At 69.4% G+C, this 26099-nt stretch carries 25 protein-coding genes; 17 read left to right on the top strand and 8 right to left on the bottom strand.

Annotated elements, in window-relative coordinates; all coding sequences use genetic code 11:
• Positions 1 to 24 precede the first annotated feature (24 nt).
• The 4 genes from AB0C27_RS18790 (at position 25) to AB0C27_RS18775 (ending at position 2750) form a co-directional block, all read left to right on the top strand.
• Complete coding sequence (locus AB0C27_RS18790) at positions 25 to 363, top strand: STAS domain-containing protein (protein WP_101785558.1); 339 nt, start codon at positions 25 to 27, stop codon at positions 361 to 363.
• A gap of 47 nt (positions 364 to 410) precedes the next feature.
• Positions 411 to 1184: an SDR family NAD(P)-dependent oxidoreductase gene (locus AB0C27_RS18785; protein ID WP_357845433.1), complete on the top strand. Its 774-nt coding sequence runs from the start codon at positions 411 to 413 to the stop codon at positions 1182 to 1184.
• 6 nt (positions 1185 to 1190) lie between these two features.
• A complete protein-coding gene (locus AB0C27_RS18780; protein ID WP_357845430.1) occupies positions 1191 to 1985 on the top strand; it encodes a crotonase/enoyl-CoA hydratase family protein in 795 nt (264 codons plus the stop codon).
• A 126-nt stretch (positions 1986 to 2111) separates the two neighbouring features.
• On the top strand, positions 2112 to 2750 hold the full coding sequence (locus tag AB0C27_RS18775) for a rhomboid family intramembrane serine protease (protein WP_357845427.1): 639 nt from the start codon (positions 2112 to 2114) through the stop codon (positions 2748 to 2750).
• A 4-nt stretch (positions 2751 to 2754) separates the two neighbouring features.
• On the opposite strand, the gene AB0C27_RS18770 is transcribed toward AB0C27_RS18775, so the two are convergent.
• From AB0C27_RS18770 to AB0C27_RS18760, 3 genes are all read right to left on the bottom strand, one after another.
• Positions 2755 to 3330, bottom strand: a complete 576-nt coding sequence (locus AB0C27_RS18770) for a TIGR00645 family protein (RefSeq protein ID WP_357845424.1) — start codon at positions 3328 to 3330, stop codon at positions 2755 to 2757.
• 94 nt (positions 3331 to 3424) lie between these two features.
• Positions 3425 to 4534 (bottom strand): phosphoserine transaminase, encoded by a 1110-nt coding sequence (gene serC, locus AB0C27_RS18765; protein WP_357845421.1) that lies wholly within the window; start codon positions 4532 to 4534, stop codon positions 3425 to 3427.
• A gap of 163 nt (positions 4535 to 4697) precedes the next feature.
• Positions 4698 to 5804 (bottom strand): citrate synthase 2, encoded by a 1107-nt coding sequence (locus AB0C27_RS18760; RefSeq protein ID WP_346103296.1) that lies wholly within the window; start codon positions 5802 to 5804, stop codon positions 4698 to 4700.
• 203 nt (positions 5805 to 6007) lie between these two features.
• Here AB0C27_RS18760 and pdxH point away from each other — a divergent pair, with 203 nt between their 5' ends.
• The 5 genes from pdxH (at position 6008) to AB0C27_RS18735 (ending at position 11934) form a co-directional block, all read left to right on the top strand.
• Entirely contained in the window at positions 6008 to 6637 is a 630-nt protein-coding gene (gene pdxH / locus AB0C27_RS18755) for a pyridoxamine 5'-phosphate oxidase (RefSeq protein ID WP_357846626.1), read from the top strand.
• Positions 6638 to 6647: 10 nt separating this feature from the next.
• Positions 6648 to 7886: an MFS transporter gene (locus AB0C27_RS18750; protein WP_357845417.1), complete on the top strand. Its 1239-nt coding sequence runs from the start codon at positions 6648 to 6650 to the stop codon at positions 7884 to 7886.
• Between the two features lie 207 nt (positions 7887 to 8093).
• Entirely contained in the window at positions 8094 to 8795 is a 702-nt protein-coding gene (locus AB0C27_RS18745; RefSeq protein ID WP_346103376.1) for a metal-dependent transcriptional regulator, read from the top strand.
• A gap of 123 nt (positions 8796 to 8918) precedes the next feature.
• Complete coding sequence (locus tag AB0C27_RS18740; RefSeq protein ID WP_357845413.1) at positions 8919 to 11141, top strand: SpoIIE family protein phosphatase; 2223 nt, start codon at positions 8919 to 8921, stop codon at positions 11139 to 11141.
• Positions 11142 to 11157: 16 nt separating this feature from the next.
• Entirely contained in the window at positions 11158 to 11934 is a 777-nt protein-coding gene (locus AB0C27_RS18735) for an alpha/beta fold hydrolase (RefSeq protein WP_357845410.1), read from the top strand.
• On the opposite strand, the gene AB0C27_RS18730 is transcribed toward AB0C27_RS18735, so the two are convergent.
• Complete coding sequence (locus AB0C27_RS18730; protein WP_346103304.1) at positions 11935 to 12096, bottom strand: hypothetical protein; 162 nt, start codon at positions 12094 to 12096, stop codon at positions 11935 to 11937.
• Positions 12097 to 12212: 116 nt separating this feature from the next.
• Complete coding sequence (locus AB0C27_RS18725; protein WP_357845407.1) at positions 12213 to 13358, bottom strand: acyl-CoA dehydrogenase family protein; 1146 nt, start codon at positions 13356 to 13358, stop codon at positions 12213 to 12215.
• Between the two features lie 229 nt (positions 13359 to 13587).
• On the opposite strand from AB0C27_RS18725, the gene AB0C27_RS18720 reads away from it, so the two are divergent.
• The 6 genes from AB0C27_RS18720 to AB0C27_RS18695 all read left to right on the top strand — a co-directional run bounded on the left by AB0C27_RS18720 (position 13588) and on the right by AB0C27_RS18695 (position 19968).
• The gene (locus AB0C27_RS18720; protein ID WP_357845404.1) at positions 13588 to 14961 is read left to right on the top strand and encodes a hypothetical protein; all 1374 of its coding nucleotides are present in this window, start codon (positions 13588 to 13590) and stop codon (positions 14959 to 14961) included.
• Positions 14958 to 15809 carry a class F sortase gene (locus AB0C27_RS18715; RefSeq protein ID WP_357845401.1) on the top strand — a complete coding sequence of 284 codons (852 nt, stop codon included), beginning with the start codon at positions 14958 to 14960 and terminating at the stop codon, positions 15807 to 15809. Before AB0C27_RS18720 ends, AB0C27_RS18715 begins: the two co-directional genes overlap by 4 nt.
• Before the next feature lie 540 nt (positions 15810 to 16349).
• Complete coding sequence (locus AB0C27_RS18710; RefSeq protein WP_357845398.1) at positions 16350 to 17252, top strand: hypothetical protein; 903 nt, start codon at positions 16350 to 16352, stop codon at positions 17250 to 17252.
• Positions 17253 to 17257: 5 nt separating this feature from the next.
• Positions 17258 to 18016 carry a class F sortase gene (locus tag AB0C27_RS18705; protein ID WP_346103312.1) on the top strand — a complete coding sequence of 253 codons (759 nt, stop codon included), beginning with the start codon at positions 17258 to 17260 and terminating at the stop codon, positions 18014 to 18016.
• Positions 18017 to 18039: 23 nt separating this feature from the next.
• Positions 18040 to 18765, top strand: a complete 726-nt coding sequence (locus tag AB0C27_RS18700; RefSeq protein WP_357845394.1) for a hypothetical protein — start codon at positions 18040 to 18042, stop codon at positions 18763 to 18765.
• Between the two features lie 57 nt (positions 18766 to 18822).
• A complete protein-coding gene (locus AB0C27_RS18695; protein ID WP_357845391.1) occupies positions 18823 to 19968 on the top strand; it encodes an acetyl-CoA C-acetyltransferase in 1146 nt (381 codons plus the stop codon).
• A 441-nt stretch (positions 19969 to 20409) separates the two neighbouring features.
• On the opposite strand, the gene AB0C27_RS18690 is transcribed toward AB0C27_RS18695, so the two are convergent.
• From AB0C27_RS18690 to AB0C27_RS18680, 3 genes are all read right to left on the bottom strand, one after another.
• Positions 20410 to 20769 carry a MerR family transcriptional regulator gene (locus AB0C27_RS18690; RefSeq protein WP_357845388.1) on the bottom strand — a complete coding sequence of 120 codons (360 nt, stop codon included), beginning with the start codon at positions 20767 to 20769 and terminating at the stop codon, positions 20410 to 20412.
• Between the two features lie 10 nt (positions 20770 to 20779).
• The gene (locus AB0C27_RS18685) at positions 20780 to 22231 is read right to left on the bottom strand and encodes a serine hydrolase domain-containing protein (RefSeq protein ID WP_357845385.1); all 1452 of its coding nucleotides are present in this window, start codon (positions 22229 to 22231) and stop codon (positions 20780 to 20782) included.
• A gap of 70 nt (positions 22232 to 22301) precedes the next feature.
• Positions 22302 to 22763, bottom strand: a complete 462-nt coding sequence (locus tag AB0C27_RS18680; RefSeq protein WP_357845382.1) for an Lrp/AsnC family transcriptional regulator — start codon at positions 22761 to 22763, stop codon at positions 22302 to 22304.
• Between the two features lie 82 nt (positions 22764 to 22845).
• On the opposite strand from AB0C27_RS18680, the gene AB0C27_RS18675 reads away from it, so the two are divergent.
• The gene (locus AB0C27_RS18675) at positions 22846 to 24072 is read left to right on the top strand and encodes an amino acid permease (RefSeq protein WP_357845379.1); all 1227 of its coding nucleotides are present in this window, start codon (positions 22846 to 22848) and stop codon (positions 24070 to 24072) included.
• Positions 24073 to 24140: 68 nt separating this feature from the next.
• Positions 24141 to 26012 carry an acyl-CoA dehydrogenase family protein gene (locus AB0C27_RS18670; protein ID WP_357845376.1) on the top strand — a complete coding sequence of 624 codons (1872 nt, stop codon included), beginning with the start codon at positions 24141 to 24143 and terminating at the stop codon, positions 26010 to 26012.
• Positions 26013 to 26099: the final 87 nt, after the last annotated feature.

Here is a 26099-nt window from a genome sequence, read left to right as displayed (position 1 = left end):
AGTGGCTCATCGAGGAGGGGCCCAATGAAGCTGCGGCTTGCGCGACACGCCCTGGGCGACGCCGTGGTGGTGGCCGTCGAGGGAGAGCTTGACCTGTTCACCGCACCGTTCCTGCGCGACGAGGTGCGTGACGCCATCAAACAGGACAGCGCCAGGCTCGTGCTCGATCTGCAGCAACTGTCGTTCATGGACTCCAGCGGCCTGTCCGTGCTGATCGAGGCGTGGCGCCTGGCCACTGGCGAGGGCGGCGGCGTGTCCCTGGCGGCGCCCCAGGCGCCCGTGGCGCGCATCCTGCGCACGACGGGGCTCGACCGGCGGATCAAGGTGTACTCCGACGTCGACAGCGCCGTGGGCGAGATTTAACCGCCCCCGAGTAGAACTTCATTCGGTAGGCGGCTAGGGTCCGGGATATGGACGTGAACGGATCTGCAGCAATCATCTCGGGCGGCGCCAGCGGCCTGGGCGAGGCCACGGCTCGCGAGCTCGCCCGCGCCGGGGCCACGGTGGTCGTCGCCGACCTCAACGAGGAGCGCGGCAAGGCGGTCGCCGACGAGCTCGGCGGCGTCTTCGCCAGGACTGATGTCTCCGACGACGAGCAGGTACAGGCGGCCGTCGACGCCGCCGTGGCCACCGGCAAGCCGCTGCGGGTGGTCGTCAACAGCGCCGGCATCGGCTGGGCGGAGCGCACGGTCAACCGTGACGGAAATCCGCACAACCCGGCCTCCTACCGCAAGGTCATCGAGGTCAACCTGATCGGCACGTTCAACCTCATGCGCCTGGCCGCGGCGGCCATCGCCAAGACCGAGCCCGCCGACGCCGACGGGCAGCGCGGGGTAGTGATCAACACGGCCTCCGTGGCGGCCCTTGAGGGACAGACCGGGCAGCTGGCGTACTCGGCCTCCAAGGGCGGCATCGTGGGCATGACGGTGCCCGCCGCGCGCGACCTGGCCGCGATCGGCGTGCGGGTCAACACGATCTGCCCCGGCATCATCGACACTCCCATCTACGGCTTCTCGGCCAACGCCGACGAGTTCAAGGCGAAGCTGGTGGCGCCGGTGGTCTTCCCCAAGCGCATGGGACGGGCCGACGAGTTCGCCCACCTGGTCAGGTCGCTGATCGAGAACGACTACATGAACGCCGAGGTCATCCGCTTCGACGGCGGCATCCGCTTCCAGCCCAAGTGAGGTCTCGTGTCTGACGAAGTGCTCGTCGAGGAGTCCGCCGCCGAAGGGTCGGGCGCCGAAGGATCGGGCAAGGTGGCGATCCTCACCATCAACCGCCCCAAGTCCCGCAACGCCGTCAACGGTGCCGTGGCCAGGGGCATCGCCGACGCGCTCGACACGCTGGACGCGCGTCCCGACATCTCCGCGTACGTGCTGACCGGCGCCGGCGGCACCTTCTGCGCCGGCATGGACCTCAAGGGCTTCCTGACCGGGGACCTCCCGGTCGTCGAGGGCCGCGGCTTCGGCGGGATCACCGAGGCGCCGCCGAAGAAGCCGCTGGTGGCCGCGGTCGAGGGGTACGCGCTGGCGGGCGGGTTCGAGCTGGCGCTGTCCTGCGACGTCATCGTGGCCTCGTCGGAGGCCAAGTTCGGGCTGCCCGAGCCCAGGCGCGGGCTGGTGGCGGCCGCGGGCGGCATCATGCGGCTGCCGCGGCGGATCCCGTACCACGTGGCCATGGAGATCGCGCTGACCGGCGACCACTACCCGGCCGCCCGCCTGTACGAGCTCGGCCTGGTCAACCGGATCACCGAGCCGGGGGCGGCCCTGGAGGGCGCCCTTGAGCTGGCCCGCAAGATCGCCGCCAACGCGCCCCTGGCGCTCGCCGCGACCAAGCGGATCGTCATCGAGTCGCAGGACTGGTCGCAGGAGGAGATGTTCGCCAGGCAGAGCGCGATCGTCAATCCGGTGTTCGGCTCGAAGGACGCCATGGAGGGCGCGGCGGCCTTCGCCGAGAAGCGCGCCCCTCAGTGGAAGGGTGAATGACCCCCTCGGTCCCGTCCGGCTGAGAGTCCCCTCCCGTCCCATGGAACGGGAGGGGACGCCTTCGACGCGCGCACAGCCGTTCCTGGTTACGGTAAAGAGAGAGCAGTCGACCGACCGGGAGGGCGCATGAGCGACTATTCGGGCTCCAGATTCGAGCCGGCCAAGCGCGGCGCCGCAGCTCTGTTCTCCGGTGCCCTGAGCGCGCTCATCATCGTCGTCGGCATGCTGGTCGTGATGTGGGCGGTCGAAGGGGTCGACTTCTTCCTCGGCGGCTCGCTCGACCGGCAGTTCGGCATCGTCGGCTGGGAGCCGGACGGCCTGGTCGGCATCATCTTCGCGCCGTTCCTGCACGGCGGCTTCGGCCACCTGATGGCCAACTCGGTGCCGCTGCTGATCCTGGGCTTCCTGGCCGGGCTGCGCGACGTGGGCAAGTTCCTGTGGGCCAGCGTGCTGATCATCTTCATCGGCGGCCTCGGCACGTGGGCGACCAGCCCCGGCGTCTACACGGTCGGGGCCAGCGGGCTCGTCTTCGGCTACTTCGGCTACATCCTGGCCCGCGGCCTGTTCGACCGCAGCCTGCTCGACATCGCGATCGGCATCGGCGTCGGCATCGCCTACTGGGGGATCCTGGCGGGCCTGCTGCCGAACCAGCAGGGCATCTCCTGGCAGGGACACCTGTTCGGCCTCATCGGCGGCGTGGTGGCCGCCTGGGTGCTGCGCCGCAGGCGTACGCTTCCGCCCGCCAGGACCACCTATCCGTACTGATCGCTCAGAGGTGGGGCCGGGTGTGCTCGGCGGGTGAGCTCGCCAGCAACCGGTCGATGTAGGCCAGGCCGACCGCCGACACCACGAACGCCAGATGCATGATCGTCTGCCACATCATCTTGTCGTTCGGCGTCGACTGCGCCCTGATGAACGTCTGCAGCAGGTGCACCGACGAGATGCCGATGATGGCCGTGGCCAGCTTGACCTTCAGCACGTTCGCGTTGACGTGGGAGAGCCACTCGGGCTCGTCGGGGTGGTCGTTGAGGTCGATGCGCGAGACGAACGTCTCGTAGCCACCGATGATCACCATGATGAGCAGGTTGGAGATCATCACCACGTCGATGAGCGCCAGCACCGTGAGCATCACCACGACCTCGGGCGAGGGCGCGTTCGCGACGGCCGTCTCCCCGTGCAGGAACACGGTCTCGATGAGATGCCACAGCTCCAGGGCGAACTGCCAGACATAGACGGCCTGGGCGACGATGAGGCCGAGATAGAGGGGGACCTGGAGCCAGCGGCTGGCGAACATCAGATAACCGAGGCTCTTCGGCCGTACGGTCCGTCGGGGAGTGGCGGACAAAGGGGGGTTTCCTACTCGTCGGTGGGCAGATATCAGCAAAAGCCAGCACCGGCGGATCGCCGGTGCTGGCCGAGATGAGCGGGAACGAGGTCGGCTAGAGGCGCTCGACCACGTAGTCGACGCAGACCGTCAGCGCCTCGATGTCGGCCGGGTCGACGGCCGGGAACATCGCGATGCGCAGCTGGTTGCGGCCCAGCTTGCGGTAGGGCTCGGTGTCGACGATGCCGTTGGCGCGCAGCACCTTGGCCACCGCCGCGGCGTCGACCTCGTCGGCGAAGTCGATCGTGCCGACCACCTGCGAGCGGAACTCGGGCGCGGCGAACGGCGTGGTGTAGGAGGTCTTCTCCGCCCACGTGTAGAGCCGCGAGCTGGAGTCGGCCGTGCGGCCGGTGGTCCAGGCCAGGCCGCCGTTGCCGTTCATCCAGTCGAGCTGGTCGGCCAGCAGGAACAGCGTGGCCACCGCCGGGGTGTTGTAGGTCTGGTCCTTGCCCGAGTTGTCGATCGCGACGGGCAGGCTGAAGAACTCGGGCACGTAGCGGCCGCTCGCGGCGATCTCCTCGACCCTGGCCAGCGCCCGGGGCGACATGATCGCGATCCACAGGCCGCCGTCGGAGGCGAAGCTCTTCTGCGGCGCGAAGTAGTAGACGTCGGTCTCGGCGATGTCGACGGGCAGGCCGCCGGCGCCGGAGGTGGCGTCGACCAGCACGAGCGCGTCGTCGCCGCCCACGCGCGTGATCGGCATGGCCACGCCGGTCGAGGTCTCGTTGTGGGTGAGCGCGTAGACGTCGACGCCGTCCTCGGCCACGGCTACCGGGTGGGTGCCGACCTCGGCCTTGATCACGCTCGGCTCGGCCAGCCAGGGCGCCTTCTTGGTGACGGTGGCGAACTTCGAGGAGAACTCACCGAACGACAGGTGCTGGGACTTCTCGCGGACCAGCCCGAAGGCGGCGATGTCCCAGAACGCGGTGGTGCCGCCGTTGCCCAGGACCACCTGGTAGCCCTCCGGCAGCGAGAACAGGTCGGAAAGACCCGACCGCACCCGGCCGACGAGGTTCTTGACCGGCTTCTGGCGGTGCGAGGTGCCCATGAGGCTCGCGCCGGACGCGGCGAGCGCGGCCAGTTGCTCGGTGCGAACCTTCGAGGGCCCACAGCCGAACCGGCCGTCCACGGGCTTGATGTCAGCGGGAATAACGATGTCAGCCACGTAACGGAGCCTACCGACCGGCGTGGAATGGCTCGTACGCGGTCCGGATTCTGAGACCTGTCAAAGTCTCACCAAGGATGCCGTACCAGAGCGAAAAGAAACGGCTACCGCGCAGCGTGGGGCCGCGCGGTAGCCGTGACAGGAATTCCCGTGAGGGAGACGTTCAGATCTTGCCGGTGACCTCGGCGGCGCCGGGGACGTCGCCGAGCGGGCGCGAGGCGGGCCCGATGTAGTTGGCACTCGGGCGGACGAGCCGGCCCGTGAGCTTCTGCTCCAGGATGTGCGCGGCCCAGCCGGCCGTGCGGGCGCATGTGAACATAGAGGTGAACATGTGGGAGGGGACCTCGGCGAAGTCGAGGACGACGGCCGCCCAGTACTCCACGTTGGTGGCCAGCACACGGTCGGGCTTGCGGGCGTGCAACTCCTCCAGCGCGGCCTGCTCCAGCGCCGCCGCGACCTCGTAACGAGGCGCGTCGAGCTCCTTGGCGGTCCTGCGCAGCACGCGGGCGCGCGGGTCCTCGGCGCGGTAGACGCGGTGGCCGAAGCCCATGAGGCGGTTGCCCTTGTCGAGCTCGCCCTGGACGTACTTCTTGGCGTCGCCGAGCTGCTCGACGCCCTCGATCATGTGCAGGACACGCGCAGGGGCGCCGCCGTGCAGCGGACCCGACATGGCGCCGACGGCGCCGGACAGGGCGGCGGCCACGTCGGCGCCGGTGGAGGCGATGACGCGGGCGGTGAACGTCGAGGCGTTCATGCCGTGCTCGGCGGCGGAGGTCCAATAGGCGTCGATGGCCTTGACGTGCTTGGGATCAGGCTCACCGCGCCAGCGGATCATGAAGCGTTCGACGATCGTGTCGGCCTCGTCGACCCGGCTCTGCGGAACCATGGGCAGGCCGAGGCCGCGCGCGGACTGCGCGACGAAGGACAGCGCCATGACGGAGGCACGGGCGAGCTGGTCACGAGCCTCCTCGCCGCTGATGTCGTGCAGCGGCTTGAAGCCGTAGGCCGGCGCCAGCATGGCCAGCGCGCTCTGGACGTCTACTCGGATGTCACCGGAATGGACAGGGATGGGGAACGGCTCCGCCGGGGGCAGGCCCGGCTGGAACGTGTTGTCGACCAGCAGGCCCCAGACCGCCCCGAACGGGACCTGGCCGACCAGCTCTTCGATGTCGACGCCCCGGTATCGAAGGGCGCCCCCTTCTTTGTCCGGTTCCGCGATCTCGGTTTCGAAAGCTACGACGCCTTCGAGCCCGGGTTTGAAGTCGGACATACTCGGCCGCCTCCCCTTCTGTTGCCATGTTTGGGCAATGCCTTGATGTCGAGATACCGGCGGGTCAATTTAACCCCCTCGCAGCTCATGGTCGGTCTCGGGACCCGCCGTAAGCCCAAACCCGCTGGTCGGGAGCGGTGCGTGGGATCTACCACGCGAGCGCGACAGAATACCGTCTCGTGGATGCCACCCCGCGCCCGCCCATGCTGGCGGGGCTTCGCCGTACGTACGAGGGCGAGCCGCTGCTCGAATCCGACGTCGCGTCCGACCCCATCGCGCAGTTCACCGTCTGGTTCCAGGACGCGCTCGACGCCGGCCTGCCGGAACCCAACGCCATGGTCCTGGCCACGGCCTCCGCAGGAGGCCGCCCGAGCGCCAGGACGGTCCTGCTGAAGGGCTACGACGAACGCGGATTCGTCTTCTACACCAACTACGAGTCGCGCAAGGGCCGCGACCTGGCCGAGAACCCGCGCGCGTCACTGCTGTTCCCGTGGCATCCGCTCCGCCGTCAGGTGCGGATCGAGGGCACCGTGGCGCGGATCTCCCACGAGGAGTCGGCCGAATACTTCGCCTCCCGCCCCTACGGCTCGCGCGTCGGCGCGTGGGCCTCGCGGCAGTCGGCGGTCGTCCGGTCGAGGGAGGAGCTGGACGCCCGTTACGAGGAGCTGGCGGCGCGCTGGCCGGAGGATCCGCCGGTGCCCGACTTCTGGGGCGGGTTCCGGGTCACGCCCATGGAGCTGGAGTTCTGGCAGGGGCAGCTCGACCGGATGCACGACCGGCTGCGGTACCGGCGGACCCGACCCGGCTGGGTGCTGGAGAGACTTGCCCCTTAATGTGCCTTAAGTGGCAATCGGGGAGCTGGTAAGACGTCATCTGGTGGACACCCGGCCGCTGGGCGTGCCCGCGTACCGGCGGATCTGGATCGGCCAGGCCGTCTCACACGTCGGCGTCGGCGTGACCGTCGTGGCGGTCGGGCTGCAGGTCTTCGAGCTCACCCGGTCCTCGTTCTACGTCGGCCTGATCGGCATCGTCAGCCTGGTCCCGCTGATCGTCTTCGGCCTGTGGGGCGGGGCGGTGGCGGACGCCGTGGACCGGCGCAAGCTGCTCATCGTCAGCTCGCTGATCGCCTGGGCCTCCACGCTGATCATCCTCGCCCAGGCGGCGCTCGGCCTGAACAACCTCTGGGTGATCTTCGGCGCGGTCGCGCTCAACTCCACCGGCTTCGCCATCACGGGCCCGACCAGGGGCGCCATCATCCCGAGGATCCTGGAGCCCGAGCTGGTGCCGGCGGCCAACGCGCTCAACTCGCTGGTCTACAGCCTCGGCGCGGTCCTGGGGCCGATGATCGGCGCGATGGCGCTGGCCACCCCGGCGAAGTTCGCGGCGGCGTACTCGGTGGACGCCCTGCTGTTCACCGCGAGCCTCTACGCGGCCCTCAAACTGCCTCCACTGCCTCCGTTAGGAGAGGTGACCCGTCCGGGGGCCCGGGCCGTCTGGGACGGCCTCAGCTTCATCGTCAGCAGCCCGGTGCTGCTGATGTCGTTCGTGGTGGACATCATCGCGATGGTGTTCGCCATGCCACGGGCGCTCTTCCCCGAGCTGACCGCCGAGCGCTTCGGCGGCTCGGAGATCGCGCTCGGCTGGATGACCTCCGCGATGGCCATCGGCTCCGTCGCCGGCGCGCTGTTCTCCGGCTGGGTCGGGCGGGTGAAGCGGCAGGGGGTGGCGCTGTCGGTCGTCATCGCCGTCTGGGGCGTGGCCGTGGCCGCCGCCGGGCTCGCGCACGAGCTGTGGCTGGTGGTGGCGTTCATGGCGGTCGGCGGCGTGGCCGACGTCATCTCGTCGGTGTGGCGGCAGTCGATCCTGCAGCTGTACGCGCCGGACGAGATGCGCGGGCGGCTGCAAGGGGCGTTCATGGTGGTCGTGGCCGGCGGGCCGCGCCTGGGCGAGCTGCGCGCGGGCGCCATGGCGACGGGGATCGGGCTGAGCGGGGCGTGGGTGGGCGGCGGCATCGCGTGCGCCGTCACCGTGCTCATCGTCGGCCTGTCGGTGAGCGCCTTCAGGAACTACCGGGCCGGCTGAGGATCGCCCGCGTGATGTGCGCGGCAGGACGCCGTACGACGTAGGTTGTCAAGATCGAAGCGGTCGGGAAGGAACTCGGCCGCTCCGTTGTTGCCGTCCTTAAGCATCGCCGGTCGTTCTCCCCATAGGGTTCCTGTGACTCCTGCGCCCGCTGCGGACGGGCTCAGTCCCCGCCTTGACCGGCGTACCATTCAGTTGGGAGGAGCCTTGACCGCACACGGCCTGATCGACACCACGGAGATGTATCTCCGCACCATTTACGAGCTCGAAGAGGAGGGCATCGTCCCCCTCCGCGCCCGGATCGCCGAGCGTCTGCAGCAGAGCGGCCCCACCGTGAGCCAGACCGTCGCCCGGATGGAGCGCGACGGCCTCGTCCGCGTCGAGGGCGACCGGCACCTGTCGATGACCGAGCTGGGCCGCACCCTGGCCACCCGCGTGATGCGCAAGCACCGCCTGGCCGAGTGCCTCCTGACCCAGGTGATCGGGCTTCCCTGGGAAGAGGTGCACATCGAGGCGTGCCGCTGGGAGCACGTCATGTCGGAGTCCGTCGAGTCCCGGCTCGTGACCCTGCTCGACAACCCGACCGTCTGCCCGCACGGCAACCCGATCCCCGGCCTGGCCGAGCTCGGCGCCAGAGAGCCGGCCGACAGCGCCGACACGCTGACCACCATGTGCGACCTCGCGGGAACGCGTGACACGCCGGTTGTCGTGCGTCGAATTAGCGAACAAGTGCAAAGCGATCCTGCTGTGATGCTTAAACTCAAGCAAGTTGGGATACAACCCGGACGCGAGGTGACGCTCGCGGCGAGCGACGACGGTGTACGGGTGACAGGTGACGGTGACGCGAACGACACTCCTGCGGATCTTCCGCGCGACATCGCGGCGCACGTTTTTGTCTCCAAGCGCTGACGCGCGCGCCGCTACTTGGTTGAATCCCTCCTGGGAGGCCCTCCACTCCCCCCTGGCCAAGACTGTTGCAGGAGCGCTCGTGGTCCGCTTTGCATACACGCCACCCCGAGGAGTGGTCTCCGGATGAAGCGTTGGGGGGATCTGTCACAAGAAGCGGCTGATCACCTTGCTGCCGGGTCCGTGCTCGATCACGCCGAAATGGCGGTGGTCGTAACCGACCGTTTCAGCAATCTCCTCTATTGGAACCCCTTCGCCGAGAAGCTGTTCGGGCGTCAGGGTAAGTCGCCTTCGCGTGACTCGTCCGTCCTGTCCCTCGGGATCATGGAGAAGGACCACCCGCTGGCGATCGAGCTGGCCAAACACGTGCTCAAGGGCGGCGTGTGGGAGGGCACGTTCGACGTCAGGCGCGGCGACGGCACCATCGTCTACGTCCGCGCCCAGGCCGTGCCGCTGCGCCACACGTCCGGCACGGTGACGGGGATCGTCATCATGGCCCGCGAGGCGCTGCGCAGCAACGAGCGCGAGAAGGACCGCTTCGGCCTGCTCGAACGCATCGGCGAGCGGCTGGCCGGCTCCCTCTACGTCGAGGAGACGCTCAAGCGCGTCGCCGAGATGCTCATCCCGCAGTTCGCCGACCACTGCTTCATCGAGCTGATGGAGGGCGACCGGCTCGTGCGCAGGGTCTCCCAGCACGTGCAGGGGTGGGCGCCGCCGTCGGGAACATGGAAGCCGGTGGGGGCGGAGATCCGCTACCCCTCCGGCCACTACGCCGACACCGCGCTGCGCCGCCAGGAGACGATCCTGGTGGAAGACTTCTCCAACAGCCGCTTCCCCGCCCCCCACGAGAACAGCGCGCGGCTGTGCGGCGAGATCGGCATGACCTCCGCCATCGTGGCCCCGCTGCTCGTGCGCGGCGAGACGCTCGGGCTGATGTACCTCGGCCTGTCCAACCTCACCGACCGCCGCAGCCCCCACTACGACGCCTTCGACCGTGACTTCGTCGGCGCCATCGCCACCAGGGTCGCGCTCGCCATCGACAACGCGCTGCTGTTCGAGGAGGAGCGCCACACGGCCGAGTCGTTCCAGAAGCACCTGCTGCCCAGGGCGCTGCCGCAGCTCGACGGGCTGCAGATCGCCGTGCGCTACTACCCGGCGGCCCCGCTGGCCTCCCACGGGCAGGGCATCCAGACGCAGGTGGGCGGCGACTGGTACGACGTCATCCCGCTGTCGGCGGGCCGCGTCGGCATCGTGATCGGCGACGTCGAAGGCCGGGGCGCCAAGGCCGCGGCCATCATGGGCCAGCTGCGCGCCGCGCTGCGGGCCTTCGCCCAGGACGACAAGTCCCCGGCCGACATCCTGGCCAGGCTCGACGAGTGGACCCGCATCATCGCCACCCCCGAGCAGGACGACAACGGCGCCGAGGTCAGCATCCCGCCCATCGTGACCTGCCAATACCTGGTCTACGACGCCTGGTCGCGGCAGCTCTCGTTCGCCAACGCCGGTCACGCCCCGCCGCTGCTGCTGGTCGACGGTCAGTGCCGCGAGCTCGACATCGAAGAGGTCGGCCAGCCGCTCGGGGTGCGCGCCAAGGGCCTGCACGCCGACCTGGTCTACAAGGAGGAGACGCGTACGCTGCCGCCGGGCGCGGCGCTGCTCCTCTACACCGACGGCCTGGTCGACCGCCGCCCGACCCGCGACGGCCGGATGCCGACCGAGGAGGAGACACTCGGCGTCCTGTGCGACAAGCTCGCCAAGATGGCCGACGCCGAGGTCGAACGCATCGCCGACGCCGCCACCGTGGCGGTGCCGGGCGAGATCGACGACGACATGGCCATCCTCGTGGTCCGCTCCAGCGACGTCGATCTCGACGTCGAGTCGCGCACCTTCCCCGCCCAGCCGATCATGGTGAGCGAGGCGCGCCGCATGGCCGCGGAGGCGTTCTCCAGCTGGAACGTACCCGAAGAGCGGGCCGAGCTGGCCTGTCTGCTGGTCTCCGAGGTCGTCACCAACGTGGTGCTGCACGCCGCCACCGCCGGGGTTCCGCGCAGGGAGCTGGTCGTGGAGGGGCCGCCGCTGCCGTTCGAGGAGTCCTGGGACACTCCGGGCTTCGAGGACGAAGTGGTCGGCGACAAGGAGTTCACGCTACGGCTGCGCAGGGGCGACGAGTCGGTCTGGGTCGAGGTGTTCGACCAGGACCTGCGCCTGCCCCGCATCCGCAGCGCGGGGGAGAACGACGAGGGCGGGCGCGGGCTTTACCTGGTCGACCAGCTCGCCAGGCGCTGGGGATCGCGTCCCACCAGGGAAGGCAAAGCCGTCTGGTTCGAGATTCCCACGCGCGGCAGGTGAATGATTAGCTGGCGCCATGGAGCTGGCCTTCGAACGACGGGGCACCGGTGCGCCGCTGATTCTCATCCACGGCATCGGCCACCACTGGCAGGGGTGGCTGCCGGTCATGGACCGGCTGGCCGCCGCGCACACGGTGATCGCGCTCGACCTGCCCGGTTTCGGGGTCTCTCCCGGGCTGCCGCCCGGCATCCCCTACACCGCCGAGACGCTCGCCGACGCCGTCGAGTCCTTCTGCGCCTCGCTCGGCATCCGCGAGCCCGCTGTGGCGGGCAACTCCCTCGGCGGCTACATCGCGCTTGAGCTGGCCTCGCGTGGCGTCGTCCGTACGGCGACCGCGCTGTCCCCCGCCGGCTTCTGGTCGCGGCCCGAGCTGCTCTACTGCCAGGCCGTGCTGCGCGCCCTGCGCTCCTCGGCCCGCTCCCTGTCTCCTGAACAACTCGCCATGACGGCCGGCAACCGCCACCTGCGCGCGGTGTCCGCGGGCCTGCTGGTCGCCCGCCCCGGCCGGCTCGACCCCGCCGCGCTCGTCGCCGCCACCCAGGCGCTCGGTCAGGCCGCCGGCTTCGAGGAGACGCTGGAGTCGTTCGGCGGCCTGATGCCGCCCGCGCCGCCCAAGTCGCCGATCACGATCGCGTGGGGCGAGCACGACCGGCTGCTGCCGCGCCGCCAGGCCGTACGCGCGGCGCGCTGGTCGGGGCAGCGGGTCAAGTTGCTGCAGGGCTGTGGTCACCTGCCGATGAGCGACGATCCCGCGCTGGTGGCCCGGGTGATCCTGGAGTCGGCGGCCCGGTAGCTAGATCTTGGTCTGACCCCAGAGCATCAGCATGACCAGCACGAACACGATGAGCACGCCGGCATAGCCGACGGGCCCCAGGCGGAACGCCCGGCGCACGCGGTTGAGCAGCCAGGCGAACAGCAACGCCAGGAAAACCAGGAGGATCAGGCCGCCGTCCATGGTGTCCAGTATGCGGCGTGAACAGGCGCACCGCGCGGGGACGGCGGAAGCGGCATGACCTCCTCGCGCGGGCGCGGTGCCCTGGTTTTTTTGCACGCGGGCGCGTCGACCGCGTGTCAGAACCCGAAGGACCTGCCGATGATCTCCTTCATGATCTCGGTGGTGCCGCCGTAGATCGTCTGGACCCGGGCGTCCAGCCACGCCTTGGCGACCGGGTACTCGGTCATGTAGCCGTAGCCGCCGTGCAACTGGAGGCAGCGGTCGATGACCTTGGTCTGCAGCTCGGTGGTCCACCACTTCGCCTTGGCGGCGTCCACCGCCGTGAGCTCCTTGGCGTTGAGCGCGAGGATGCACTTGTCCACGTAGTGGCGGGCGATCTCCGTCTCGGTGGCCAGCTCCGCCAGGACGAACCGGGTGTTCTGGAACGAACCGAGGTTGCGGCCGAACGCCTGGCGCGTCCTGCAGTACTCGATGGTCTGCTCCAGCACGACCTCGGCCGCGGCCACCGCCGCCACGGCGATCGACATGCGCTCCTGCGGCAGGTTGTTCATGAGCTGGAAGAAGCCCTGGCCGTCCTCGGGGCCGAGGCGGTTGGCGGCGGGCACGCGTACGCGGTCGAAGAAGAGCTCGGCCGTGTCCTGGGCCTTCATGCCGATCTTGTCCAGGTTGCGCCCGCGGGCGAACCCCTCCATGCCCCGCTCCACGACCAGCAGCGTCACGCCCCTGGCGCCCGCCTCGGGATCGGTCTTGGCCACCACGACGACGAGGTCGGCGTTCACCCCGTTCGTGATGAACGTCTTCTGGCCGGTGAGCACGTAGTGGTCGCCGTCACGCTCGGCCCTGGTCGTGATGCCCTGCAGATCGCTGCCGGCCCCCGGCTCGCTCATGGCGATGGCGGTGATCAACTCACCGCTCACGAACCCGGGCAGCCAGCGCTGCTTCTGCTCGTCGTTCGTCAGATCCACCACGTACGGGGCCATGACGTCGTTGTGCAGGGAGAAACCGAGACCGCTCGCCGCGTTTCTGATGATCTCCTCGACGATCACCGCGTTGTAGCGGAAATCGGTGATGCCCGCGCCGCCGTACTCCTCGGGCACGGAGAACCCGAACATGCCGAGTTCGCCGGCCTTCTTCCAGACCTCGCGCGGGACAATGCCCTCCTTTTCCCACTGCTGGTGGTGCGGCACGACCTCACGGGCCATGAATTCACGCACGGTCTCCCTGAACAGCAGGTGCTCTTCGTCGAAGAGGTCTCGCCGCATGTCGCCTCCGGGGGGACAGAACTCCATTCGGTTAGCGCCAGGTATACCCCCTTTCGTGGTGCCGGAGGAGCCTGTGGACACGGGTTCATCACAAGTGTCGGGGGAAGCGGCGTTCGGTGTGTGTTGCGGGTGTTTTGGACTCTAAGATCTACCCTCGGTCTATTTGTGGGTGATCGGAGTCTCCGTGAGTCGGTGGCACAAGGCGTTGATCGCCGCTTCGATTGGATCCGTGGCGACATTAGGCGTCGTGGTGCTCCCTGGCGTACCCGCTTCCGCCGCACCCGCCGACCTCGTCATCGACTACTCCTGCTCGTCCGAGGGGAACACCAGCAGCATCGTCCGCCACGGCGCGGTCAAGCTGCGGACCAACCTCACCTTCGCCACCGATCTCGCGGTCGGCGGCCCGCTGAACTTCACCTGGAAGCTCGCCTACACCGGCTCCGACCCCAACCGGCTGCAGTCGCCCGGCTACTTCAAGGCGGGCGGCCTGGTGCACGCGACCGGCCAGATCAAGCTGGAGAAGGACTGGAAGGGCATCCTGGAGCCGCAAGGGGTGTCCGACGCCGCGGGTGCGCTGCGCCCCGACGACGAGTTGCCGCTGCCCGAGCTGATGAACGATCCCGGCCTGACCAACAAGGCGGGCGTCGTCAAGATCACCCCGCAGGACATCGAGCTCGACTTCACACCGCCGGACGGCCCGGTCACCGTCAACGACGGGGACGACGCCGACAACCCGAGCGACATGGGGATCGAGTACAGCAGCGGCTGGGCCTCGCTGGACGACCGGCCGGCTTCCGAGCACCACGTGCACAACGACCTGCACGAGACCACCCAGAACGGCGCCTTCGCCGACCTGACCTTCGTCGGCACGAGCGTGAAGTACATCGGGCCGACCGACAAGGACTCCAGCCCGGTCAACGTCTACATCGACGGGGCTCTGGTGTCGACGATCGACCCGTCGCGCGACGCCGACGACGACCCCGTCAACGACGATCTCGACGGCGGCAAGACGCTCTACACCTCGCCCGTGCTGGACTACGGCCGGCACACCATCAGGGTGCAGAAGGCCGCCGCTACCGGGCAGATGTGGGTGGACGCGTTCGAGGTGTCCACAACCACGGCCGAGACCCCGACCGGTTTCCACAAAGCGAAGTGCACCATCGTGGGCACCGCGCCGTCGGTCGAGGTGACCATCGGCGGCGGCACGGACCCGACCGATGACCCCGACCCCACGGACGACCCGGATCCGACGGACGACCCGGACCCGAACAACCCCGACCCGGGTAACCCCAACAACCCGGACCCGGGTAACAACGGTGTCGGTAACGGGGACGGTCTCACCAACGTGGTCGTCATCCCCCAGGCGTCCAACTCGTCCTCGTCTACGCCGAAGAGCACCGGGCCGACCGCGACCAAGTACTACAAAGCACCCCAGGTGGCCAAGACACCCAGTGGCGGCGTCGAGACCGGGGTGGCGCCCGATGCGGATCGGCATCCGTACGGGCTGATGGCCGGAGGGATGGCGCTGGTCATGGGGACCGCCGGCGGTGGGCTGCTCATGCGCAGAAGAAAGGCCGAGCACGCGGGAGGAGCGCACTCATGACCGACCAGAACGCACCGGATCACGACGCTCCGGCTCCGGTCCCGGCTCCGTTCGCGGTCCCGGCCGCGCCGGCGGAGAAGACGCCGATGCAGAAGGCGCTGCCCGGGCTGCTGATCGCCGGCTCGCTCGGCGGTGTCGGCCTGGTCATGGTGAGCCTGCTCTCGCTGGCGCCGCCGGTGGACGACGGCTCGGGCCCGCGGCCGGTCGCTGCGCCGCAGGACGTGCCGACCACGGTGCAGATGCAGAACGCGGGCGCGTTCATCCTGCCGCCGACGGTCGGCCCCGGCGGCAAGAACAAGCCGCTCACCCCGGCCCGCCTCGACGCCCCGCCGCCGCTGGCCGCCGTACCTGTCATCCCGGCGATCCCCAAGGCCAAGACGAAGACCGCCAAGGCCAGGCCGACCCGCATCAAGATCCCCAAGATCAAGGTCAACTCCGCGATCGGCGGGGTCACGGTGAGTAAGAAGGGCCGGCTCGGCACGCCGCCGCTCAGCAGGCCGAACCAGACCGGCTGGTACAGGCTGTCGCCGGTGCCGGGCGAGGTGGGGCCGGCGATCATCAACGGCCACGTCAGCACCCGCAAGGGCCCGGCCGTCTTCGATCGTCTGCGCGAGCTGGCGAAGGGTGACCAAATCTACGTGTACCGGTCGGACGGGAAGGTCACCCGGTTCACGGTGAGCGGGATCGAGCAGGCCAGCAAGAGCTCGTTCCCGACCAAGCGGGTGTACGGGAACACCAACGACTCCCAGCTCAGGCTCATCACGTGCGGCGGGGTCTACAACCGGACGACGCATCACTACACGGACAACATCGTCGTGTACGCAACGTTGTCCAAGAAGAAGGGCTGACCGGAAGTTGGGATCTTTTCGCCTGTTTACGGGAAGTTGACAGGGACAGTTCGTAGGATCTCAACCTAACCGTGACCAACGGCTGGAATTCTGGCACGACTGTTGACACTGCTTTGAAACGGAGATGGACCCGTGCTTATGTCCCAGGTGGGGCGCCGCCTCGCCCGTAAGACGGCCGCTTTGGGGCTTGCTAGCACGCTCGTCGTCTTTGTGTGCTCGGTCTTGGCGCTGTCGTCTCCGGCTCAGGCTGCAGCAGCGCAGTTGAGAGTCACATACAAGTGCACCGGTGGTTTCCTGCCGGCTGACTCCGTTGTCTTGACGGCGAACACTCCCACGTCTGTTGCGCCGAATCAGGCAGCGACGATCGAGTGGACCTTCCCCGCAATGACCGCCACGAAGGAAATTGAGGCGCAGGCTTCGGTGACCACCAGCGGCGGTGACCTCACGGTGACGGGTGGAACTCCGACGCCTCTGAAGGGCTCGGGCACCGGCACGGTCGCCACAGATGTTCCGACCAGCGGCACGTATACGCCACCGAAGATGACAGCCTCGGTCACCGCGACGGCGGCGACGGGCGGCAACCTCGTGCTGACTCCCGTGACCACGACGGGCACGCTGCTGACCATAACGGTGGCGGGCGAGGCGACCAGCTGCACTTATGTGTCGGCATCCCCCACCAGCGTCTCGGTCCCGATCCAGACGGGCGGAGGTGGCGGTGACACCGGTGACGACATCGTCGACTACAACTGCACGCTCCCCAGCGGCACCGACGCCGACTACCCGGCCACCGTCGACATCAAGGTCGTCATGACGCCGCCCACCAGCGCTTCCGCCAACGCCGACGCCTCCATCTCGTGGACCGGCACCATCCAGAGCACAGGCGACCCGCTGAAGGCGCCCACGGGCTTCCCCACCACGAGCCCGAAGATGTTCGTCACGGTCAAGGCGAGCGGCGCCGGAGCTCCGGCCACCGCGACGGGTGAAGGCACGCTCACGAGTGTCACCGCGGGCTCGAACATCACGTCGCTCCCCAACGTGACCGTCAAGGTGAAGCCCACCACCACGGGCACCGTCACGCTGACGGCTGGCGACCTGGCTTTCGGCACCTCTTCCGCGTCGCCGGCCATCAAGTGCACCGCCCCCACGACCGGTCTCAAGGCGTACACGTTCACGGTGGGCAACAGCACAACAAGCCCGAGTCCGACCAACACCAGCCCCACCCCGACGAACACCAGCCCCCGCCCCACCACCACCCGCACCCACACCGAGACCGTCACCCCGACGACCACCAGGAAGTCGCAGACCCCCAAGGCGGGTGCTGACACCGGTGCCGGTGGGACGATGGGGCCCGATGGGCGGTTGTTCATCCTGACAGGGACCGGGCTGGTCGCGGCGGCGGCGATCGGTGGGCTGGTCATGCGACGCCGTTCCGTCAAGGGCTGAGCGAGATGTCCGGCTACTACCCGTATGGCCAGCCGAACCAGCCACCCCCTCCGGCGGACAAGGGCGGCACCGCGCTGCGGACCGTGCTGATCGTCGCGGCCATCGCCGGCGTCGTGACGGTCGTGGCGGGGCTGCTGATCGTCTTCAAGTCGCCAGAAGAGTACGGCCTGGCCAGTAACAGGGACTCCCTGGCCCTGCGGGCACAGCCGAAGAACACGGGGGAGCCCGAGCAGGCGCTGTTCCAGGCACCGGCGAACGTGCCGCCCCCGCTGCCGCAGATCACCCCGGCGCCCCCCATGCTGCCCTCGACCCCGATCAGGCTGGTCGTCAAGCGGCTGGGAATCAACGCGCCGATCCGGTCGGTGGGTCTGGCCAAGGACGGCACGATCCAGGTGCCGCCGTCGGAGAACCACAACCTGGTCGGCTGGTACCGGAACATGTCCACCCCGGGCGAGGTCGGCCCGGCCGTGCTGCTCGGGCACAAGGACACCCGGACGCGTGCCGCCGTGTTCGCCCGCTTGCCGGAGCTGAAGAACGGCGACACCATCGAGGTCAAGCGCCAGGACAAGACGACCGCGGTGTTCACCGTCGGCGGGATTGAGCAGGCGAGCAAGAAGACGTTCCCGACCCAGCGGGTCTACGGGAGCCAGGACAACGCTCAGCTGCACCTGATCACCTGCGGTGGCACCTACGATCGGACCACCGGGCACTACACCGACAACGTCATCGTCTACGCGACGATGACGAGCTCCTATCGAAGCTGAGCGCGGAGGCGGGCATGGGCTGGATGGCGAAGCGGAGACTGCGTACTGGCCCCACGGCGGCATTGCCCGCCAAACCGGACCTGGACGAGTTGTTGCGCGTCGTCAGGCTCGCCGACCCGGCCGCGAGGCGGGACGGCGACGACATCGTGGCGACCGACGTGCGCGTGTACGCGCCCGTCGAGGCCGAGGGTGAGCTGACCGGCGGCGAGCTGGAGAAGGTGTGGGCGGTGCGGGTGGCCGCGGAGGGCCCGCTGCCGCTCGACTTCTTCGACCGCTTCCTCGCCGAGGGCCTGGCGTTCCGGCTGGGCGGGCTCGCGGTGTGCCGGGGCGAGGTGAGCGATCCGGCCGACGACGAGGAGAGCGGCCCGGCGGTCATCCTGCCGGTACGGCCCACGCCAGAGGAGCTGGCCCCGCTGCTGGAGCAGGAGGAAGAGGGCGTCGCGTTCACGGCGGGCGACATCAGGGCCGTGCTGGTGCCGCAGAAGGGCCAGCCGCCGGCCGTGCAGGAGTTGCTGCCGTTCGCGACCGAGCTGACCGCGATCGAGCTGCGCAGCGACGAGCCGGTCAAGCTGGGCGCGCTCGCGCTGGAGCTGTCGGAGGCGCTGAACGGGCTGGCGGTGGACCGCTGGCGGTTCCGGATCGACGCGGCGGAGGATCTCGTGCCCCCTGCGTCGGCGGAAGCGGAATCAGAAGCGGAGCCGGAGGCGGCGGAGGAGCTCGTACCCCCGGCGGAGCCTGCGCCCGAATGACGTTCTGTTGTACTCTGCACCTAGTAACCGAATAATGCTCGGTTTCCAGGAGGCACTGTGGCAGAGGCGTACATCGTCGGGGCGGTTCGCACCCCCGTCGGCAAGAAGAAGGGCGGCCTTTCCACCGTCCACCCCACTGACCTGGCCGCCCACGCGCTGAAGGCGCTGATCGACCGCACCGGCGTCGACCCGGCCGCGGTCGAGGACGTCATCATGGGGTGCGTCATGCAGTTCGGCCCCCAGAGCATGGACATCGCGCGAAATGCCTGGCTGTCGGCAGGGCTGCCCGAGACCACCGCCGGCGTCACGATCGACCGGCAGTGCGGCTCCTCCCAGCAGTCGATCCACTTCGCCGCGCAGGGCGTCATGTCCGGCACCCAGGATCTGGTGGTGGCGGCCGGCGTCGAGTCGATGAGCATCGTGCCCATGGGCGCGTCGATCACGGCCGCCCTGGAGAAGGGCATGCCGTTCCCGTTCGGCGACAAGTGGGTCGAACGGTACGGCAAGCAGGAGATCTCGCAGTTCCGCGGCGCGGAGCTGATGTGCGAGAAGTGGGGCTACACGCGGGACGTGCTGGAGCAGTACGCCTTCGAGTCCCACCAGCGGGCCGCCAAGGCCATCGCCAACGGCTACTTCAAGGACCAGATCGCCCCCGTCAACGGCGTCGAGGACGACGAAGGGCCGCGGGCGGACACGACGCTGGAGAAGATGGCGGGCCTGAAGACCCTCAAGGAGGGCGGCCAGATCACCGCGGCCACGTCGTCGCAGATCTCCGACGGCTCCGGAGCCGTGCTCATCGCCTCCGAGCAGGCCGTACGCGAGCACGGGCTGACCCCGAGGGCCCGCATCCACCAGCTCGCGCTCATGGGGGACGACCCGGTCTACATGCTGACCGCGCCGATCCCCGCCACGCAGCGGGCGCTGAAGAAGGCCGGCATGTCGATCGACGAGATCGACGTCGTCGAGATCAACGAGGCGTTCGCGCCGGTGCCGCTGGCGTGGATGAAGGAGCTCGGCGCCGACCCGGCCCGGGTCAACCCCAACGGCGGCGCCATCGCGCTCGGCCACCCGCTCGGCGGCACGGGCGCGATCCTGATGACCAAACTGCTGCACGAGCTGGAGCGCACCGGCGGCCGTTACGGCCTGCAGACGATGTGCGAGGGCGGCGGCCAGGCCAACGTCACCATCATCGAGCGGCTGTGAAGGGTGGAGCGCCGCCTCCGGGCGTACGGGGGAGGCGGCGCTCCGCTAACTACCATCCCGGTAGTTGTCTAGCGGCCCTTGGGCGGAAGGCGCCGGGGCGGCATGATCGGCCGCTGCGGCATCTTGGGCATCGGGCGCACCACCGGCAACTGGGGCCGGTTTTTCTTGTTTCCTGAGCGAACGCGCATAAGGGAAAGCTCCTCTACGTAACTCACGACGCGACTCATGGAGGCCGGTCGACATGCTCAGCTGCCGCGTCTCATGGGTGGACTGGCTGAGTGGCGGGCGGTCAAGCCCCGCGAATTACAGGTAAAGGCGCATGTCCATGAGGCTAAAGGGGGCTTCGGGGGACGCGCAACCGAATTAATCGCCGGCGGAAACCGTGGTCAGCCGCGAGCCGGGCGTCCGCCCAGGCCGTCGGCCGCGCGCCCGTTCAGGTCGTCAGCCGCGTGCCTGGCCCGCCGCGATCACGCTGTCGAGGGCCTCGCGTGACTCGCGCATCGCCTCCATGGCGCGGTCGATCCGGTCGCGTTCGGCGCGCAGCCGCTCCAGCATGTCGGGACAGGTCGGAGCCAGGTGGTCGCTTTCGTCCTCCAGGCAGGGCAGCACGGTCGCGATCATCGTGGTGCCGAGGCCGGCCGAGAGCAGGCAGCGGATCCGGCGCACGACCTCGACGTGGGCCTCGCCGTATTCGCGCTGGCCGCCGGCGCCGCGCTCGGGGCGCAGCAGGCCCTGCTCCTCGTAGTGACGCAGGAGCCGCTCGCTCACCCCGGTGCGTCGGACGAACTCGCCGATGCGCACGTGGCCTCCCTCACGCCGGTCCGACTCTGACGTGCATGTGGGAACTCAGCGTACTCGCATGACGTGGACTTTCCCGGGACCTCAGCGCACGGAGTCGGGCGGCCGTCACCGCCAGGCCGGCCAGGGCGCAGAACAGCACCGTGACGGAGAGGGGCGCGGGGAAGTAGGCGAGCTGCGCCCAGGTGACCGTCCGGCCGTTCACCAGCACCGACACGAGGTCCGGGTACGCGGCCAGCACCGCGGCCGGGACGAGCGCGGGCACCAGCCGCGGCCCGATCCGCCACCAGGACCGGCCAGAACGCCTGGAGGCCCAGCGGCGGGCCCTGACCACGCCGAGCACGCCCAGCCCCAAGGCGACGATCGCGAGCGCGCCCAGCACCGCCTCGAAGAGCTGCCGGTCGCCGCCGGGCCCCTCCGGGGTCCGGCCCTCGCTCAGCGCCGCGAGGCCGAGCATGATGTCGTACGTCGGGTCGTACAGGGTGGCGTTGTTGGTCATCACGGCGAAGCCGTAGCCGGTCTTCGGGGAGACGGCCTCGACGGCGTTGTAGGTGAACAGGTTGCCCGAGTGCACGAGCCACCCGTCCTCCTCGACGCCCCACCCCATCCCGTACGGCCGCAGCTCCGTCGGCCGGTGCATGGTCGCCAGGCTCTCCCGCTTGACGAGCGGCCGGCCGCTTCCCGCCTGCACGATCAGCCATTTGCCCATGTCGGCGGCGGTGGTGATGACCCCGCCCGCGCCGCTGTCGTCGTGGAACCCGTCGAGCTCGGGCCGGGGCAGCCAGGCGCCGAAGAGCGAGTTGTAGCCGTTCGCCGGTCGCACGTCGGCGGCGGAGACGGCGCTGGACGTCATGCCGAGCGGCCCGAACACCCGATCGCGCAGGTAGTCGCCGAACCGCCGGCCCGAGGCCACCTCCACCAGCCGCGCGGCCAGGTCGTAGTTGACGTTGCAGTACTCGTAGCGGGTGCCGGGGTCGGCGGCGAGCCGGGAGCCGGCCAGGCGGGCGGTGTAGTCGGCCAGGGAGGTGGCGCGCTCGGTCGCGGCGATGTCGATCGTGCGGTCGGACAGGCCCGAGGTCTGGTTGAGCAGCTGCCGTACGGTGATGCGGGCCGCCCGCGGGTCGGCCATCGCGAACCCGGGCACCTGCGCGGCCACCGGCTCATCCAGCCTGATCCTGCCGCGCTCCACGAGCGTCATGACGGCCATGGCGGTGAACGACTTGCTCACCGAGGCCACCCGCATGGGGGTGTCCTCGGTCATGGGCCGCCCGTCGGAGTCGTGGCCGTAGCCGGCGGCGTGCACGACCTCGCCGCCGTGCGTCACGACCACGGACAGACCGGGCACCCCGGTGGTCTCCATGGCCTCGCGCAGGTAGGCGTCCACGGCGGCGGGGGTCAGCTCGGGGGCCGCCGGCGCGACGGAAGCCGGGCTGAGGGCGAGAGCGAGGGACAGAAGGAGTTTCACGCTGAAGAACCTAGGAAGGCGGGGCCCGCTTCCGTATCGGCCGACCGTCTACCACCACCCCTGACGAAAGTCAGGTCTCGGGCAGCCGCTCGGGCGCGACCTCGCGGACCTGCTGGAAGATCATCGAGGTGCGCCAGCCGACGATCTCCTTGCGCTTGCTCAGCCGGTCGAGCAGGAACCCGTGCAGGTGGTCGAGGTCCCTGACGCCCACGTGCAGCAGGAAGTCGTCGCCGCCGGAGAGTACGTACACGCTCATGACCTCCGGCATGGCGGCCGCCGACGACTTGAACGCGTTGATCACCGCGCGGCTCAGCGGGCGCACCTGGACCGAGACCATCGCCTGGACGCCGCGGTTGAGCGCGGCCGGGTCGATGTCGGCGTGATAGCCGCGGATCACCCCTTTTCGGGTCAGCGTCCTGACCCGCTCCAGGCAGGTCGAGGGGGCGATGCCCAGTTGCCTGGCCAGTTCGCGGTTGGACTGCCGAGCATCCGTTTGGAGCAGGCGCACGATCGCCGAATCTAGTTCGTCCATGGTGTCAGGTTGCCATGTTCTTTCGGCCGAACGTTCGATTCACCGGGGGTCGGACCGAACGGATGAACTAGCTTCGGGCGTCATGAGTGGACGAATGGGAGCCTGGCAAGGGACGGCACTGCTCGTGGGCGCGGTGCTGGGGCCGGGCATGCTGGTGCTGCCGCACCTGGCCGCGACCGCGGCGGGGCCCGCCTCTGTACTGGCCTGGGCGGGGATGCTCGCGCTGAGCGTGCCCGTCGCGCTGACCTTCGCCGCCCTCGGCACGCGTTACCCGGGCGGCGGGGGAGTGGCGGCCGTCGTCGGCCTGGCGTTCGGCCGGCACGCCTCCGCCGTGGCCGGCTGGTGGTTCTACGGCGCCGTCCCCATCGGCACCGTCGCGGGCGCGCTCGTCGGCGGCCGGTACGTCGAAGCCTCCCTGGGCGTGAACGCCACTCTGGCGGCCTGCCTGATCCTTCTGGCCGCTTTCGCCGCCAACGCGGCCGGGCTGCGCACCTCCGGGCGGCTGCAGATCGTCATGGTCGCCCTGCTCGTCACGCTGCTGGCCACCGCCGTGATCACCGCCGTCCCGCACGCCGACTCGGCCAACTTCACCCCCTTCGCCCCGTACGGCGCCGCCGGCGTGGCGGGCGCGGCCGGTGTGCTCATGTTCGCCTTCGTCGGCTGGGAGGCGGCCAGTCACCTGTCCGCCGAGTTCGCCGACGGGAAGAAGGGCCTGCTGCGGGCCACGGTGGTGACTCTGGGAGTGATCGGCCTGTTGTACGCGGGCGTCGCCGTCACCTCCGTCGGCGTGCTCGGCGCGGACATGACCGGCGTGCCGCTGACCGCGATGCTGGAGACGGGCATCGGCCCGGCGGCGCGGCCGGTCACCGGGGTGGTGGCGGTGCTGCTGTCGTTCGGGGCGGTCAACACCTACATCGCCGGGGCGGCCCGGCTGGGGGCGGCCCTGGCCAGGGACAAGGCGCTGCCGGGCTGGTTCGCCAAGGGCGGAGGGCCGGGCGAGACGCCGTACCGGAGCCTCGGGCTGGTGCTCGCACTCAGCGTGCCGGTGCTGGTGTGGGGCGCGGACCTCGACCTGCTCATGCGCGCGACCTCGGCCTGCCTGGCGGCGGTCACCTCGGCGGGGGTGGCGGCGGCGGTGCGCATGTTGCCGGCCGGCCGGCACCGGACCACGGCCGTGATCGGGACCGGGATGTCGCTGCTGGGGCTGGCGGCCTGCGGCGCCTACCTGGTGGTGCCCGCCGTGCTGGCGCTGGTGGCGCTCGGTGCACTGAAGGTGAATGCTCGCCGTTCCTACAAAATCGGGTTATAAACGGCGACAGGACGCCGTCAGGCGGGCAGTACTCATGAGCACATGACGGCGCTATGTCGGGAGGTGCGATGACCGAGCACACCAAGTACGCGGAGTCCAGGGAAGTCGGCGAGCAGGCACGCGAGAAGGAGTGGACGCGTCCCAGCTTCGCCAAGCAGCTCTTCCTCGGTGACTTCCGGCTGGATCTGGTGTATCCGGCCCCCGCCCCGCCCGACGAGGCGGCCAAGAGGGGCGAGGAGTTCGTCCGGGCCGTCCGCCGCTACCTCGACGCGCACGTGGACCCCGCCCTCATCGAGCGGACCGCCCAGGTGCCCGACGACGTGGTCAAGGGGCTGGCGGAACTCGGCGCGTTCGGCATCACGATCAAGGAGGAGTACGGCGGGCTCGGGCTGCCGTACCTGTACTACTGCCGCACGCTCATGCTCGTCGGCTCGTACTGCCCGGCGCTGGCCACGCTGCTGTCGGCGCACCAGTCGATCGGCGTGCCCCAGCCGCTCAAGCTGTTCGGCACCGAGGAGCAGAAGCGCGAGTTCCTGCCCAGGTGCGCGGCGGGGGCGATCTCGGCGTTCCTGCTGACCGAGCCCGACGTCGGCTCCGACCCGGCCCGCCTGGGCACCACCGCCGTACGCGACGGCGACGACTACGTGATCGACGGCGTGAAGTTGTGGACCACGAACGGCGTCGTGGCCGACCTGCTGGTCGTCATGGCCAGGACCGGTAAGAAGATCAGCGCGTTCGTCGTCGAGGCCGACTCGCCGGGCATCACGGTCAAGCGGCGCAACTCGTTCATGGGGCTGCGTGGCATCGAGAACGGCGTCACCGAGTTCTCGCAGGTCAGAGTGCCGGCCAAGAACCTGATCGGGCGCGAGGGCGAAGGGCTGAAGATCGCCCTCACCACGCTGAACACCGGCCGCCTGTCGCTGCCCGCCACGTGCGCCGGCAGCGCGAAGTGGGCCGTCAAGATCGCCCGCGAGTGGGGCAACGAGCGGGTGCAGTGGGGGCGCAAGGTCGGCATGCACGAAGCCGTGGCCACGAAGATCGCCTTCATTGCGGCCAGCGCGTACGCGCTCGAAGCCGTTTGCGAGCTCAGCAGCCGCCTGGCCGACGACCAGCGCAACGACATCAGGATCGAGGCGGCCCTGGCCAAGCTGTACGCCTCCGAGCTGTCGTACCGGGTGCTCGACGAACTGGTCCAGATGAGGGGCGGGCGCGGCTACGAGACGGCCGAGTCGCTCGCCGCGCGGGGCGAGCGTGGCGTGCCCGCCGAGCAGATGCTGCGCGACTCGCGCATCAACCGCATCTTCGAGGGCTCCTCCGAGATCATGCACCTGATGATCACCCGCGAGGCGGTGGACGCGCACCTGTCGGCCGCCGGCGAGCTGATCAACCCCGAGGCCGGGCGGCAGGAACGCGCGCAGGCGCTGCGCCGGGCGAGCCGCTTCTACGCCAAGTGGCTGCCCACACTGGTGGCCGGCACGGGCAACCTGCCCACCTCGTACGCCGACTTCGGCCCGCTGGCCGCCCATCTGCGCTTCGTGGAGCGGACCAGCAGGAAACTGGCCAGGTCCACCTTCTACGGCATGTCCCGCTGGCAGAGCAGGCTGGAGTACAAACAGTCCTTCCTCGGCCGGATCGTGGACATCGGGGCCGAACTGTTCGCCATGACCGCCGTCTGCCTCAAGGCCGAGGAGGACGCCGGGGACCTGGGGCGCAGGCCGTACGAGCTGGCCGACACCTTCTGCCACCAGGCACGACGCCGCGTGGACGAGCTCTTCGACCGGCTCTGGGACAACAGCGACAGCCATGACGTACGCCTGGCGAACTACGTCCTGGAGGGCCGCTACACCTTCGTCGAGGAGGGGATCCTGGATCCGTCGATCGAGGGTCCGTGGATCGGCACGCCGTCGGGCGGGGAGAACGTCCGGCGGAAGATCATCTGACATCCGGTCTAGACCGGATGTGCGGTCTGATTTCCCCGAGTGTTGTCAAAACGAGACGGACCGGTATAGACCGGCTGCCAAACTCAG

The sequence above is a fragment of the Nonomuraea sp. NPDC048882 genome, assembly GCF_040649755.1.
Lineage (GTDB): Bacteria > Actinomycetota > Actinomycetes > Streptosporangiales > Streptosporangiaceae > Nonomuraea > Nonomuraea maheshkhaliensis.
This window is presented reverse-complemented; position numbering and strand designations above follow the sequence as displayed.